The organism is Pontibacter lucknowensis (assembly GCF_900156415.1).
GTDB lineage: Bacteria > Bacteroidota > Bacteroidia > Cytophagales > Hymenobacteraceae > Pontibacter > Pontibacter lucknowensis.
This window is the reverse complement of record NZ_FTNM01000005.1, coordinates 131,437-145,973: the sequence shown is the minus strand read 5'-3', so window position 1 is coordinate 145,973 and position 14,537 is coordinate 131,437. Positions and strand designations below refer to the sequence as shown.

Below are 14,537 nucleotides of genomic sequence, written 5' to 3'. Positions count from 1 at the left end.
TTTTATGAAGATAGCGATTCTCTCTCGCAACTCTAAGTTGTACTCTACCCGCCGCCTGGTGGAAGCTGCCCAGCAGCGTGGCCACGAAGTGGTGGTGCTGGACCACCTGCGCTGCGACCTTGTGATTGAGCAGGGCGACCCGCACATCCTATACAAGGGAGAACGCTTAACCGATATCGATGCCATCATTCCGCGAATCGGTGCCTCCGTTACTTTTTACGGCACGGCCGTGGTGCGTCAGTTTGAGATGATGAAAGTGAAGAGCGCCGTAGACTCCCAGAGCATCGTGCGCTCCCGTGACAAATTGCGCAGCAGCCAAATCCTGTCGCGCGCCGGACTCGGTATGCCGAAAACAGCTTTCACGAACTACTCCAAGGAAACATCGATGCTGGTGAAAGAAGTAGGCGGTGCCCCTTTGGTGATCAAATTGCTGGAAGGTACGCAGGGCTTGGGTGTGGTGCTGGCCGAGACTAAAAAGGCGGCTGAGTCGGTAATTGAGGCATTTCACAATCTAAAGGCCCGTATTATCGTGCAGGAGTTCATTTCCGAGGCGGCAGGTGCCGACATCCGCGCTTTCGTGGTGAACGGCGAAGTGGTAGGAGCCATGAAGCGACAGGGCAAAGAGGGCGAGTTCCGCTCTAACCTGCACCGTGGCGGCAATGCTACCCTAGTCAAACTGACCCGCCAGGAGAAAGCCGCGGCTTTGCTCGCTGCCAAGTCGCTGGGCTTAGGTATAGCGGGTGTGGACATGCTGCAGTCTAAGCGCGGACCGCTGATTCTGGAGGTGAACTCCTCGCCAGGGCTTCAGGGTATAGAAAAGGCTACAAATAAAGACATTGCGGCTAAAATAATTGAGTATGTGGAGGGACTGGTTCAGAAGAAAGTCTCCAAAAGAGTGAAAGAATAGCATGCCCGAAACGATTAAGATCAACGGTGTAAGTATAGACCGTGGAGAGAAAGTATTGACCCGACTTGTCATCTCCAAACTTCCCAGTGGTACCGTCATCGATATTCCGGTTTATGTATTCCGCTCCGTACACGACGGGCCGGTGCTCCTGCTGATGGCAGGTATGCACGGCGACGAAGTGAACGGCACGGAGATCATCCGCCGCATGATCACCAAAAAGATGCTGTACCCACTTAAGGGTACGATCATCGCGGTGCCCATTCTGAACATCTATGGTTTCCTGAACTTCTCGCGTGACGTGCCTGATGGTAAAGATGTGAACCGGAGTTTCCCGGGCAACAAAGAAGGTTCGCTGGCCAGTCGTGTCGCACATCGGTTTATGAAAGAGGTCATGCCTTATATTGACTACGGTGTGGATTTCCACACAGGCGGGTCAAGTCGCGGCAACTACCCACAGATTCGTTGTGTGCTGGCCGAACCGAAGAATCAGCAGCTGGCAGAGGCATTTGCTGCACCTTTTACACTGAACGCCTCTTACCGGCAGGGCTCACTCCGCAAGGAGGCTGCTAAACTGGGCAAGCACATTCTGGTGTATGAAACCGGTGAGTCGCTGCGCTTTGACGAAAGAGGCATAGCAGCAGGTATAGAAGGCACTCTGCGCCTGATGCACCACCTGGGTATGGGCAATGCCGCTCCTTCACCTTCAGAGCCGACCACCATCTGTATGAAAGACATTTGGGTGCGCGCCAAAAATGCGGGCCTGTTCCGGAGCAATGTAGCGGAGGGTGGCTATGTAAAAAAAGGACAGATAGTAGGTACCATTACCGACCCTTACGGTGAAATGGAAGTGCGCCTGAACGCGCCGGCAGCCGGCTATGTGGTAGGGCTCAACAATATGCCTGTGGTGAACCAGGGCGATGCTTTGATGCACATCGCCTTCTAGGGTATAGCTACTCAGAAGTGACCAGTGTGATAAGCAGCTGATCGTTTCAGAATCGTGTAAGAACAAAAGCGCCCGCTACTGAGCAGTAGTGGGCGCTTTACGTTAGGGCTTTTCAGTTCTTAGAATACGTAACGCACGTGTAGGGCAGAATCCCAGAAGCCACGGCCATGCGGGATGTTGATATACGGCTTGATATCAGCACCGATCGTGAACGGGATGTCGCGGATGTAGTATTCCAGGCCTAATACGCCATCAATACCAAAACCTACGATGTTGTCATCATAGTATCTGTCGCGTCTGTGCTTGTCATAGTAGTAGTAATAACGACCTTCATAGAAGCCAATGTGGCCACCCAGGCCATAGTACCACTGCAGGCCTTTTGCATTGAAGGCAGGTGCATGTTTTTCATAAAGTACTGTCAGCACAGCGCCTCTGTGGCGGAAACCTGTGCTTAGGATGCCTTCGATAGCGGCGTCGCTTTTAATAAAATGCTTTATAGTAAGACCAGAAGCTACACCACCTCTGAAGCCTATACCTGTACTGTACTCCTGTGCCTGTGCACCGAAAGCAAGCGTCATCACCAAAGCCATGGCGAAACCTACGCGAAGAAATGTTTTCATTGTTCTATTGAAAAAGTTATATCTGGCTTGCCAGACAGGTATGTCCAGCTGGCGGGTGCAAAAATATAACTTCTTGCGTTTGAAAAAATTAATAATTGCAATTTGAATAAAAAAATTACCGCTGTCATTTGTAAGACTGCAGGTAAGCTGTTTTGGATGTTCGTCTGCCAATAAGCTTGAAAAACGTGATAAACTTATCTTTGTCAAGCTCCAGGGCTTTCGCAAAGGCATCTGCCTCCTCAGAGTTTTGATAGTCCTTTATGTATTGTTCCCGTACCAGGCCTGCCTCAGTCAGCTCGGCGGCAGCTTCTATTTCCACAAGTCCGGTCTTTTCCCAAAGCCTGCGCCACCAGTCAATGGTATGAATAAAGTACCAATAGTTCTGATAATCTTCTTGTAGAAATTCGGGTACCTGATCGTGGCTTTCAATCTCCTTGGTGAAGCAAACGTCCACAATGGCTATATGGCCTTCTGGCTTGATAAAGCGGGCAATATAGGGCAGGTACTTCTCGTCAGTGCCAAAATAGGTATAGGAATCCACGACGATTACGGCATCGAAGTATTCTTCAGGAAAGGGGAGTGAACGAGCTTCCATTTCAAGCGGAAACACCTTGTCTTCACAGCCCTCGGCACAGATGCGCTCGTAGTTGTCGCTGGCAGACACGGCCTCGTCCACGGCCCAAACGGTAACTCCGAACTCTCTGGCCAGAAAGATAGAACTGATGGCTTTGCCGCAGCCCAGGTCGAGTACCCGCATGCCGGGCTTAAGGTGGAGGGACTTGGTTAGGCTCTCAAGGTTAAAGAGCACGTTTTCGCCCATAGAGTGCTTGCGCACCCACTTTGGGTCATACTGTGAGGCTTTGGGGAATGCACGGCGAAGGCTTCTGTTAGGCATAGGTATAGGTATAAGTTGCCTTGCAGCTTACGGGGCAGGTATAGGGAGGGTTAGCGGCCCAATCGCTCTATTTCATCGGACAGGTATACCTTGTCGCCTTTCTGGTCCTGTGCAGCGGCACGCAGCATGGCGCTGGCCACCGTCTCCGCTTTAATGGGGCGGTATTTGCGCATGGGGCCGATCATCAGCATAGAGAGCGGCTTCATGATCCTGGCACTGATCTCTTCGCCGGTGCGGTGCTCTTCACGCTCTCCCAGCAGGAGTGCCGGCCTGAAAATATGCAGCGAAGTAAAGCCCAAAGCCTGAATATCCCGCTCCATTTCGCCTTTCACACGGTTGTAGAAAATGCGGGAGCTGGCATCGGCACCCATGGCCGACACAACCAGAAACTGCGTGGCGTTACGGCGCAGCGTGATCTCGGCCAGCTGCGTGACATAGGTATGGTCTACTTTGTAGAAAGCGTCTTTGGTGCCGGCTTTTTTGATGGTGGTGCCCAGGCAGCAGAACACGTCGTCGGCAGCCAGTTCAGATGCGCTTTTCTTGAGATTGTCGAAGTCGACTATCTGCTGGTCGAGCTTGGGGTGGATGATGGCGAGTTCGCGACGGCCAACGGAAATTACCTGACTGTAGCGGTCGCTTTGCAGCAGCATAAGCAGCAAGTGACTGCCTACCAGGCCGCTGGCGCCGGCAATCAGTGCGGTTCGGGTTCGGTGCATGTAGGTTTGCGTTTCGCTGAATTACGTGAATGCCCGCCACATTGGTTAAAAAATGCGGTGCTTTCCTGTAAATAATCCTTTTGGGGCCGTTTTTGTTGTGAATTCAGCTCGAATCGTGTAGTTATCCTGTAAGTTACAGCGCAACTTACTCCTCGCCTTTCAACCGGATGTGGTCTGTGTCGATCTCGATTTTACCTTCTTTGTACAGGCCGCCAATGGCCTTTTTGAACACCTTCTTGCTCATGCCTAACATGCGGTATACCTCGTCCGGGCTGCTTTTGTCAGACAAAGGTAAATAGCCTTTGGCCGCCACCAGTACTTCCAGTACTTTATCCGCCGCTTCGTTCGATTCGCTCAATCCGGTGGTGCCGGGCTTGCGGAGGGTCACGTCTATTTTATTATCCGGGCGGATGGTTTTGATATAACCGCGCAGCTTGTCGCCCATATGCAGTTCTTTGAACACCTCGTTCTTGTAGAGCATGCCCATGTAGCGGTTGTTGATGATCACCTTGATGCCGATCTCAGTGAAGCCGGCTACCAGCAGCTCCACTTCCTCGTTCTCGGTCAGCTCGTTTGGGGCCTCGTCGTTGTGCAGGTACTTGCCGAGCTTGGTTGTGCCCACGATGCGGTCAGAGGTGTCATCGAGGTATACATACACGCAGTACTTACGGCCGGTTCGCATCTTTTCTTTCTGGTTGTGCAGCGGCACGAGCAGGTCTTTCTCCAGACCCCAGTCCAGGAAGGCGCCAAAGTCGGTGCTGTCTTTGCACATCAGGCAGGCAAACTCGCGCACGGTGGCGTAGGGCGTCAGGTTGGTAGCAATCACACGGTCTTCAGAGTCACGGTACACGAACACGCGCACCTTGTCGCCTACCTTGGCTCCCTCCGGAATGTACTTGCGGGGCAACAGAATGTCGCCGTCCTCAGAGGTCAGGTATACGCCGAAGTCCACTTCACGCGCTATCTCCAGTTCATTGTAATTGCCAAGATCTACCATGGTATTGCTTTGATAAGTATAGAATGCTGCAAATATAGCGAAAGCATTTCAGGTATAGCCCTCCGGTTTCGGCTGTTCCTCTTATACCTGAAGAGGCAGGCAAAAGGATACAAAAGATGGTTAGCTGAAGACAGCTGAATTTGTTCAGACCTGTCCCAGGTAATAAAACAGGCAGCCCACATGGACTGCCTGTTTTGTAAGGTATGGGCAGGCTATAGATTAAGCCTTGGACTTCTTCGTGGTTTTGGCCTTTCCGTTCTGTCCTCTGGCTGGCTCACCGTCTTCCTCCATGATATCATCCGGTTTCGCGATCAGTCCAATGGAGAGGCCGTCTTCGCCCAGGAAGTGCTCAATGTGGTGGCAGCGGTCTTCGGTTTTGAGAAGGATGCCCTCCAATAGCGACTTGGTGGCGAAGTCTTCCTGCTCAAAGGCTTTCTTGATAGACTTGCGCAACTCCATGGCAATCGTCTTTTCATCTTCCATGTCTTTCTTGAGCATCTCCCGGATACGGAAAACACCTTCTTCCTCGTGCTGGATATAGGAAAGCTCCAACTGTTTCGCCGGGTGGCAGGTAGGGCAGTAGCCCATCACGGTAAGGCGCTCGGCTATGGCATCGTACTGCTCGTGAATCTGAGTATAGTGCTCCTCAAAGAACAGGTGCAGGTCGCGGAACTGAGGGCCTTCCACCATCCAGTGGTGCTTGTGGTATTGGTTGTAGAGGGTGATGAACGACGACAGATGGCGGTCCAGTTCGTTGGCCATTGCCGTGGCGGTGGTTTTTGACAGCCCGACCGGGTTGCCTTCATATTCTGATTTTTCTCTTAGCTTTTCCATGTTCAGGGTTTGTAGAATTACTCTGCCTTTGTACCCCGATCAGCTCAAAAAGATACAGAAAGATTTACCTGAACTCGGCTATACCGGGCTGGGTGAAGCGGAAGTCTTCGAAGTCGTAATAGGAGCGTGACGACTCGTATATGCGCAGGTTGTTGAAGTTCTCGTTAGCCGGGATCTTCGGGTAATAGCCCACCAAGATCTGGATCGTGCTGAATGACAGGTACTCATTGCGGAAGCGTATACCTGCTCCGAAACCCTGAAAAGGAGTGCTTTTGAAAGGGGAGCTCTTGTTGCCGTAAGAGAGCCAGGCCACATCCGCAAAAACCAGTGTGGCAAGTCGGAAGCCGAACAGTTTGAAGGGGGTATAGAGATTGGCTTCGTAGTTGATCACTACGCGGCGATTGCCCCGCAATAAACCCGATCGGAAGCCGCGCAGTCCCTCTTCGTTGTTGATAGAGAGCAGCTCTTCGGGGTTGCGGTTGATGCCAATGGTGCTGCGGCCGAGTATAAAGTGGCGTAGCTTCCAGTTGCCATTTTCGTACAGTCGCGTAAAGTACAGCGACTCCAGCTCCAGCATGCCTTGTTCCCATTTACCGTTTCTAATAAAGGAGCCATAGCCGGCGCGGCTGTAGAGGTAGCCGGCTTCTTTGTTGTAGCGGGCAAACGAAAGGTCCAGCCCGAAATAGCGCCGGTTGAACAAGTCGCCCCGCTCGTAGCCGTAGGATACGGAAGCCAGCGTGCCGGCCGGAATATCCTCTGTTCGGCCAAAGCCATACAGGTAGCGGTCTTTGTAGTAGCGGCGCACACTGTAGCCCAGACTGGCGATGCCCAGCACATTATCCTGAAAATTCTCGGTAGGCTTGGTATAAAAATTTGTATTGATGACCCGCAGCGCCGTAATCAATCGTCCGCGTGGCTCAAAGCCCAGGTTGTAGCTCTTGAACTTGAACGAGCGGCCCAGCCATAAGTCCTGTCGGTGGTAGCCCACCTCGGCGAAGCGCTGTATCGTGTCCTCCGGCACTGGTGGCAGCAGCAGTTGCTCGTCTATCTTGCTGGCCCCGACAGCACCGGCGTAGCGGGTATTGGTGGCAAAGAAGTCGCGACGCAGGTAGGCGCTGCGCTCTTTGTAGAAATTCTGATCGAAGTAATTGATGTCGGCTGTAATGTAAGTGTTGCCGATGTTCTCCACCGTATACCCGGCCGTAGTCTCCCAGGACCGGGGCGCATTCATGTTGAAGCGATAAGATCCGCGTATCTGGTGGCCAAGTCCCAGGAAGTTGAGTTCACGCAGGGCAACCCTGCCCGAGCCCGAGGACGGAGTGTAGGAGCCAGACCCGCCCAGGCTGAAAATATCTTTGGTGATAACCAGCACATCCACGCTGTCATCGGTGGTCGTGCGCTCGTCCACAATGATCCGGGCATCGAGCAGGTAGTCAGTCTGGCGCAAAAGACGCTCCGACTCGACCAGTGCCAGTGGCTCGAGGGGCTCCATCCGCTGGAAGAGGAGTTTGTTGCGCACCAGGTGCCGGCGGGTTTTGACGTGTAGTGAGTTGCCGGCCTTTTCCAGAAAGCTGCGCGGCACCCGCGTTGTGTCGTGTATGGAATAACCCAGTGCGTCGAGCGTCATGATGTTGATGTGGCGCACTACCTTATAATTGTGTCGTTCGTACTCGCGCTGAATCAGCTCAGCATCCAGTCCCAACACCTCCTCATCACGACGGTCGAAAACCAGTATGGCTTTTAGCAGCTTTCCCATAATGGTCTTGCGTTGTGAGATTTCCCGCAGGTTGCTCATCACGCGCTCGTCGAACTTCTGCTTTGTAGTATCGGCTGGTGCCGCGACGGTATCCTTTCGGGTCGGTATTTCCTGCGCCCGCACATCGCCGGCCAGCAGCCATGCTCCCAGCATGCAGGCTAACATACAGCATAAAAAGGGCGAACGTGGAAAAGCCATGGAAGTATAGGGGCGCTTACTGTTTGTTGTAAGTGTTTGTACGGTACAACCTCCTAATATAGTCTTTTCGGCTCTATGTGGAAAATTTCAGACTGAAATCCCGAAAACAGCCCCTGCTAATCACATTAGTATTTTTTGGGTGTGGATAGGATGTTGATAAATATTATTGCTAATAAAATTGGGGTTTGTGCTAAGGTTTTTGTAATTTTATAACCGTCAAGCAGATAGAAGAGGCTAGGATGAATGATAAAGTAATAGGTAAGCTAAAAATATTAGCAGATGCTGCAAAGTACGATGTTTCCTGTTCGTCGAGCGGTGGGAAGCGCAAGAACGAAAACAAAGGCTTGGGCAACGCAGAAGGCATGGGTATCTGCCACAGCTATACCGAAGATGGTCGTTGCGTTTCCTTGCTGAAGATCTTGCTGACCAATTTCTGTATTTACGACTGCGCCTACTGCGTGACACGCAAAAGCAACGATGTGCAGCGGGCCGCTTTTACGGTGCAGGAGGTGGTGGATCTGACCATCAACTTCTATCGTCGCAACTATATTGAAGGCTTGTTTCTGAGCTCGGGCATTTTCAAAGATGCTGACTATACCATGGAGCGACTCGTGCGGGTGGCTAAAAAGCTGCGGCAGGAAGAGAAGTTCAACGGTTATATCCACCTCAAAACCATACCTGGTGCGAGTGATGAGTTGATCAAAGAAGCTGGCCTTTATGCCGACCGATTGAGCGTGAACATAGAGTTGCCTTCAGAGCAGAGTTTGCAAAGTCTGGCGCCGGAGAAGAACTATGCCGAGATCCTGTTGCCGATGGACTCGATCAAGAACCAGCTGGTGCAGGCGAAGGAGGAAAGCAAGCTTTTCAAGGCGACGCCGAAGTTTGCGCCGGCCGGGCAGAGTACGCAGCTGATCGTGGGGGCCACTGCCGAGAGCGACCGCCAGATTCTGCAGCTATCAGACCAGCTTTACAAAGGGTATAGCCTGAAGCGGGTATACTACTCAGGCTACGTGCCGGTGAGCACAGACAGCAGGCTTTCGATCATCACAGAGCCACCGATCATTCGGGAGAACCGCATTTATCAGGCCGATTGGCTGATGCGCTTCTATGGTTTCGATGTGAAAGAGATACTGGACGAGGCGAACCCGAATCTGGACCTGGACATAGACCCAAAGCTGGGATGGGCGCTGCGCAACCGCCATTTCTTTCCGGTGGAGATCAACACTGCCGACTACGAAATGATCCTGCGCGTGCCGGGCATTGGGGTGAAGTCGGCTAAGAAAATAATATCAGCCCGGCGGTTTGCGCCGCTGCATTTTGACCACCTGCGCCAGATGGGTGTGGTGCTGAAGCGGGCCAAGTATTTTATCACCTGCCAGACCAAGAGCCTGCAGCGGCAGGACTTTGACTCAGAGCAGCTACGCCGCCGCATCCTATTTGGCGAGGGCTCTGTGCGAAGTGCACTGCTTACGCAGCAGCTGGACTTGTTTCGGCAGGTAGGCTAATATTAAAAAGTGTGACATGGAAGAGGGGAGAGAAGATCATAAGACAGAATTGTGTAACAAAACAGATCATACATCATTTCAAACCATTCATAAGACGATGAGAAATTCTACTAAAGTTGCCCGTGTATCCTGCTGCTGCAAACTCAACATGCTGGTACCTCACCTGCAGAGCCTTTCTTCCAGATTGCAACACGATAGCAAGCGCGAGAAGGGGCGTGTGAATTTTAACGCCAAGCAGTAGCGAAAGCGTCTTGCCAATGTACTTCTATACCTACGATGGCTCTTTCGAGGGACTGCTCACGGTAGTGTTTGAGGCATACGAGCGCAAAGCCTGGCCTACCGCCATTGAGCCCGAGCAATTGGCCCAACCCTCTATGTTCGGAGAAACGATAGCAGTGGTGACCGACGAAGAGAGGGCCGGACGGGTATGGTTGGGCCTGAAGAAACGCTTGTCAGCAACTGCATTGGACTCGCTCTACTATACCTACCTATGGGAGCAGAACGGATTTGAACGGCTGATCTTTGACTATGTCCGACTCGTGTTCGACTCACCCGAGAGTGTGGAAGGAAACTATACGGCCCCTTTTATTCTGCAGGTGCAGCAGATCCACAAGCAGGTACACCGTGAGAAGCATCGCATGGAGGCCTTCGTGCGCTTTCAAAAAACAGTCGATGGTCTGTACTACGCCAGCATCTCGCCTGACTTCAATGTGCTGCCCTTAATCGTGCGCCACTTCGAGAAGCGCTACGCTGACCAGCGCTGGGCCATTTATGATTCTACCCGGCGCTATGGCGCTTACTACGACCTGCGGCACACAAGCTTTGTGCAGTTGGAAAACCCGGCACTAACTCCTAAACAGCAGGGCAAGCTCAGCTCCGATCAGTTTGATGAAGATGAAACCCGCTATCAGATGCTCTGGCAGGTATATTTTGACCATGTAAACATACCGGAGCGCAAGAATCCCAAACTCCACCTGCGCCACATCCCCAAGCGCTACTGGAAGTATCTTTCTGAGAAACAGCCCCGGTTACAATAAAAATTCGGACTGTAACGAGTTGTATTTCAGTTGTGTTTCATGGCGAGGGTTAAAATTCGTCCTTCATTCTCAACTTTTTCGCAACACAGGACAACCCGAAAGGTCATTTTGGAGTATAAGTGTATATAGATATTTTATGAAACCTATTCAGTTGGAGCCCACTGCACAAAGTAGAGGGTGTTGTCCGCTGTCCTTCATTATCTAAGAAAGAAAGATGAATACACGCGTACGAAAAAAACTCATTCAAGTAGCTCGCGGTCGCGCTCACCTGATGTCATTCCAGAATCTGATATTAGAAGCCGAACTGGGCCTGAACCTTGAAAACTCTTACGAAAAGTCACAGCTTAACGAAGTAATCGACGAAATTTCAGAAGCGGAGCATGCTGCAGGCCGTCCCCTGCTAAGCTCACTGGTTCGTATCAAAGGCCGCCAAAACCAGGGCGACAGCTTTTTCAAGCTATGCGAACGTCTCGGCTACGGCGACTGGAAAAGTCTGAAGCGCGACCAGGAGTTTCTGGAGAAGCAGCGTGAAACCTGCCGCGAATTCTGGCAAAACAGCACTAATTTTTCATCCTACCTGTAATACTAAGCAAAGAGGCAGGCCCGCCTTCACTCCCTGGGTCTGTTTCTTTGCAGTTTTCACCCTTGTACACTAACTGGTAGCGGCCCCACAGAAAATTTTTTCTGTGGGGCTGCGTCTTTTTAGCCCTCCCACCGTCATCAAGGTGTAACAAGAAAGAATCACCTTAAATAGACAAAGCCATGAAAAGATTTCACGTGAATGTGCGCGTTAAGAACCTGCAGGAATCCACTGCCTTTTATTCAGCATTATTTGGCACGGAGCCTACTGTGCTGAAAGAAGACTATGCCAAATGGATGCTGGAAGACCCACGCATTAACTTCGCGATATCGCTGCACCCCGAGAATGCAGGTATAGAACACCTAGGCATACAGGCCGAGAGTGAAGAGGAGTTGGCTGAGGTATACGGCCGCTTGAAGGAGGCTAAAGGGGCCATTCGGGAAGAAGGGAAGTGCACCTGCTGCTACGCCAAGTCTGAGAAATCGTGGATCACAGACCCGCAGGGCGTGGACTGGGAAGCTTTCTATACCTTCGGGGAAGCCACTGTATACGGCGAAGGAGCAAATGCCCGCACCACCTCAACCATTGAAACTACTGCCATTTAGTACAACTTAAAACTACGAAGCCGGACCACGGCAGGTATAGCCCATACCTGCCGTGGTCCGGCTAGTTTTATGTACTTTCAGAAGTTGTTTTGAATTTGCCTTTTCCATGTTTTTCTTCGTAAATTGATGTATATCTCCACTTGCTATCACCATTAAAATCTTTGCATCATGGAAAACAAAAGCTGTCATGCCTGTTCGGGTGATCATGTTGTCTCTTCGATAGACACCTGCGCTGCGGTAGCGCCTGTATACCTGGAGTACGAAGCCAAACTGCGCAGCTTTGTGCTGAAGCGTGTTCGTGACAAAGACGAGGCCAACGATATTCTGCAGCAGCTCTACGTGAAGCTCTACAAACATTGCGAGCAGCTGCAGGATGTGCGCAACATGAACGCATGGCTTTACCAGATTGCCCGCAACGCCGTGTACGATTACTACCGTGAGCAGGGGCGTAGCATGCCGCTAGAGGACGAAGGTAAGCTAGAGGAGCTAAGCCAGGAGCCGGAGCGACAGGACACAGAAAGTCTGATCTTGCCACTCATCAACATGCTGCCAGCCGAGTATGCCGAGCCTTTACGCCTGAGCGAGATAGAAGGCATCAGCCAGAAAGAGATTGCAGAACGGTTGGGAATGTCTTACTCAGGAGCCAAGTCGCGGGTGCAGCGTGGGCGTGAAAAACTGAAAGAGCTCTTTGTGGAATGCTGCCATCTGGAGCTTGACAGAAAAGGGGCTTTGGTAAGCGCCATCGCGAAGGAGAGTTGCAAGCCATTACAAGTGCAGTTAAAGGGGGAAGAAAGTTAAAACCTATACCTTGTCTGCACCCTGATATCAGATCTGCGCGGTCCTTCAATCGTCTCTAGTCCTGAACCAACCGTGCGCTGGTTGCGGTAGTGCGTGAGGCCATACTTAACCCACACATCCATACGGCGCATCGGCCTGAATTGCAGTAAGGCATACAGGCGGGTGCCTCTGCCACTGAAGGCAGGTATAGAGAAAGCATAAAGCACATCCCGTTCAAAGGCGTATTGCCGCGTATCGTAATTGTCCGTGTCGAAAATGGCGTAGCGACTACTCAATCGTATTTTGTTGAAATTGAAGTTGATGTCCTGCGCAATCAAATAGCCCGTAGTCTGCGGTGACTCCAGCTCGAAACTGCTGAACTGTACACGTGAGCGCAAGTTTACAACGGGCGTAGGCGTGAATTCATAGTACAACAGGTAGTTCTTGCGGTTTGCCTGTCCCACATAGTCTATACTGGTGCTGTTGTCGGCTACATTGCGGCCTTTGCTTTCTGCTCGGAACTGAGCGTATAGGGAGCTCTGTCTGTTAGGCCGGAAATAGAGGCGGAGCATGTACTCGTCGCCATGTGATGGAGCATCGACGCGATAACGCAGCCACGGGAACCGGAAGCGATCATAAAAAGCTGTCAGCTCCCACTTCGGGAAGGGCTTGATTTTGATGCCTGTGTAAAAGCCTTGTTCGTTGATGTTACGAGTGCTCTCCCCGAATGCGTTGCCGTAAAAAGTATGGAAGTCGCGGGCGTAATAGCGGTAGAGCATGGCCAGTTCCACTTTGTTGGAGAGGTTGGCCGTCAAACCGTTCACAGTGCCCAGGCCACCACTTTTAGAGATAGCCGTTTCACCGAACAGGTAGACGTTCTGCCAGGTATAGGCGTAGTTTGTGCCGATATTGTAGTTGCTCGTGCCGCCAAACTCGAAGCGCTGGTAGGGCAGACCCGCTTTCTGGATGGGGGAACTGTAGGTAGTAGCCATCGCTGTGATGCCTGCCAGCAAAGTGCGGTTACGGCTCTGGTAAGTAGCATTCCCCCCGATTATTTGCTCCCGTACCCGCCCTCTGTTCGCCAGTTCGGTAGGTGTGCGGTGAAAGCCGGAGGTCTGTATACCTGTAAAGAATTCCCCGAAATTATCGAGTGTGTCGAGTTGTGCCTGCAGGTTAGCATCGACCCGCTTGCTCGACACAAAACCCGTTACATCTACTTTGCCTAAGGTATAAGTGGCAGCCGCTCCCCGGTAAAAGGCATGCTCCAGCACCGAACTGTAGGGTCGTATACCTACATTCGGACGACTGACTGTTGTGATGGTCTCACTGCCTTTTCCCACGGTATAGCCTGACGAAAGCAGCAGTCCCTGCCCGAACTGTAGTTGATAATCGCCAAGCGCAATCGACTTGAACTTGCCCTTGTTGTAGAGCTGCAGATGTGCCGAGTAGAAATCAAAACCGTATCGTCGGGTGTCGGGATCCCATGTCAATTGCTCCCCGGCATCTTTCTCAGCAGTAAAGCCCAGACTGTAGTCGCGGGTATGGCTTACGCGGTAGCGCATCAGCACTTTGTCAGGAGAGCCAAGGTAGCGGGTTCTGGAGCGGCTGGTGGTGTCGACCGAGGTATAGCCGCGGCGCTCCTGCAAGGTCCGCTCGTAGCGGACAATCAAGGCATTGTTGTCTTCGCCGACAATACGCTGCAGTAATGGCCGCTGGTCGGCATTGAGGCCTGCATCATCAACCCGCACAAAGTATACGAGTTTATAAATCGTGATCAGGTCGAAGTCAGGTATAGCCTGTAGCTCATAGATGCTCAGCAGAGGGCCGTTTTCGTTGATGTGTCGGAAGAAGGAGGCAATCTGCGAACGGGACAGGATGTAGAGTGAGGCCAGTTCTTCAGGGGTGGTGCGGTTGAGGTCGATGGGGCGTTGGAAGTACTGGAAAAGGGTTTCATAGAAGTCCTCGTATGGCACATTTTCGTCTTCCTGCTGCGCAAAAAGCTCCTGCACGAACAAGTCAAAGTCGAATGTCTGGCGTGGGTAGTCCTGTGCCTGCAGTGGCATGCAGGTGCAAAGTATCAGAAGGAAGATCGCTATACCTTGTTTCATGGCTACTCGCCATGGTCTTAAACGATGCACTCTATACCTGAAGCCTTTTGCCATACCCT

General features: G+C 51.8%; 15 protein-coding genes. 8 read left to right on the top strand and 7 right to left on the bottom strand.

The genetic code is table 11. The features are described from left to right. The first annotated feature begins 4 nt into the window (after window positions 1–4). A complete protein-coding gene (gene rimK / locus BW972_RS15645) occupies window positions 5–907 on the top strand; it encodes a 30S ribosomal protein S6--L-glutamate ligase (RefSeq protein ID WP_007656282.1) in 903 nt (300 codons plus the stop codon). Between the two features lies 1 nt (window position 908). Further along, entirely contained in the window at window positions 909–1,850 is a 942-nt protein-coding gene (locus BW972_RS15640) for a succinylglutamate desuccinylase/aspartoacylase family protein (RefSeq protein ID WP_076422807.1), read from the top strand. A gap of 119 nt (window positions 1,851–1,969) precedes the next feature. Here the strand turns inward: BW972_RS15640 and BW972_RS15635 are convergent, their stop codons facing one another. The 6 genes from BW972_RS15635 to BW972_RS15610 form a co-directional block, all read right to left on the bottom strand. Then, window positions 1,970–2,470, bottom strand: coding sequence for a hypothetical protein (locus tag BW972_RS15635; RefSeq protein WP_007656286.1), 501 nt, complete (start codon window positions 2,468–2,470; stop codon window positions 1,970–1,972). 124 nt (window positions 2,471–2,594) lie between these two features. Next, window positions 2,595–3,365 (bottom strand): methyltransferase domain-containing protein, encoded by a 771-nt coding sequence (locus tag BW972_RS15630; protein WP_076422806.1) that lies wholly within the window; start codon window positions 3,363–3,365, stop codon window positions 2,595–2,597. Window positions 3,366–3,415: 50 nt separating this feature from the next. Beyond that, window positions 3,416–4,081, bottom strand: coding sequence for an oxidoreductase (locus BW972_RS15625; protein WP_076422805.1), 666 nt, complete (start codon window positions 4,079–4,081; stop codon window positions 3,416–3,418). A gap of 145 nt (window positions 4,082–4,226) precedes the next feature. Then, window positions 4,227–5,078, bottom strand: coding sequence for a CvfB family protein (locus tag BW972_RS15620; RefSeq protein WP_007656295.1), 852 nt, complete (start codon window positions 5,076–5,078; stop codon window positions 4,227–4,229). 219 nt (window positions 5,079–5,297) lie between these two features. After that, window positions 5,298–5,912 (bottom strand): Dps family protein, encoded by a 615-nt coding sequence (locus BW972_RS15615; protein ID WP_007656296.1) that lies wholly within the window; start codon window positions 5,910–5,912, stop codon window positions 5,298–5,300. Between the two features lie 64 nt (window positions 5,913–5,976). Further along, on the bottom strand, window positions 5,977–7,821 hold the full coding sequence (locus BW972_RS15610; protein ID WP_076422804.1) for a BamA/TamA family outer membrane protein: 1,845 nt from the start codon (window positions 7,819–7,821) through the stop codon (window positions 5,977–5,979). Between the two features lie 284 nt (window positions 7,822–8,105). Between BW972_RS15610 and BW972_RS15605 the strand changes: the two genes are divergently transcribed. From BW972_RS15605 to sigZ, 6 genes are all read left to right on the top strand, one after another. Next, the gene (locus BW972_RS15605; RefSeq protein WP_007656299.1) at window positions 8,106–9,371 is read left to right on the top strand and encodes a putative DNA modification/repair radical SAM protein; all 1,266 of its coding nucleotides are present in this window, start codon (window positions 8,106–8,108) and stop codon (window positions 9,369–9,371) included. A gap of 97 nt (window positions 9,372–9,468) precedes the next feature. Beyond that, window positions 9,469–9,612 carry a hypothetical protein gene (locus BW972_RS19910; RefSeq protein WP_155800786.1) on the top strand — a complete coding sequence of 48 codons (144 nt, stop codon included), beginning with the start codon at window positions 9,469–9,471 and terminating at the stop codon, window positions 9,610–9,612. A gap of 16 nt (window positions 9,613–9,628) precedes the next feature. Then, window positions 9,629–10,408 carry a TIGR03915 family putative DNA repair protein gene (locus tag BW972_RS15600; protein WP_076422803.1) on the top strand — a complete coding sequence of 260 codons (780 nt, stop codon included), beginning with the start codon at window positions 9,629–9,631 and terminating at the stop codon, window positions 10,406–10,408. Window positions 10,409–10,622: 214 nt separating this feature from the next. Next, entirely contained in the window at window positions 10,623–10,991 is a 369-nt protein-coding gene (locus BW972_RS15595) for a hypothetical protein (RefSeq protein ID WP_040574144.1), read from the top strand. A gap of 179 nt (window positions 10,992–11,170) precedes the next feature. Further along, window positions 11,171–11,593, top strand: coding sequence for an ArsI/CadI family heavy metal resistance metalloenzyme (locus BW972_RS15590; protein ID WP_007656306.1), 423 nt, complete (start codon window positions 11,171–11,173; stop codon window positions 11,591–11,593). Between the two features lie 168 nt (window positions 11,594–11,761). Then, entirely contained in the window at window positions 11,762–12,391 is a 630-nt protein-coding gene (gene sigZ / locus BW972_RS15585) for an RNA polymerase sigma factor SigZ (RefSeq protein ID WP_083674215.1), read from the top strand. Here sigZ and BW972_RS15580 read toward each other — a convergent pair. Next, window positions 12,388–14,532 (bottom strand): helix-hairpin-helix domain-containing protein, encoded by a 2,145-nt coding sequence (locus BW972_RS15580; protein ID WP_234986407.1) that lies wholly within the window; start codon window positions 14,530–14,532, stop codon window positions 12,388–12,390. The genes sigZ and BW972_RS15580 overlap by 4 nt on opposite strands. Window positions 14,533–14,537: the final 5 nt, after the last annotated feature.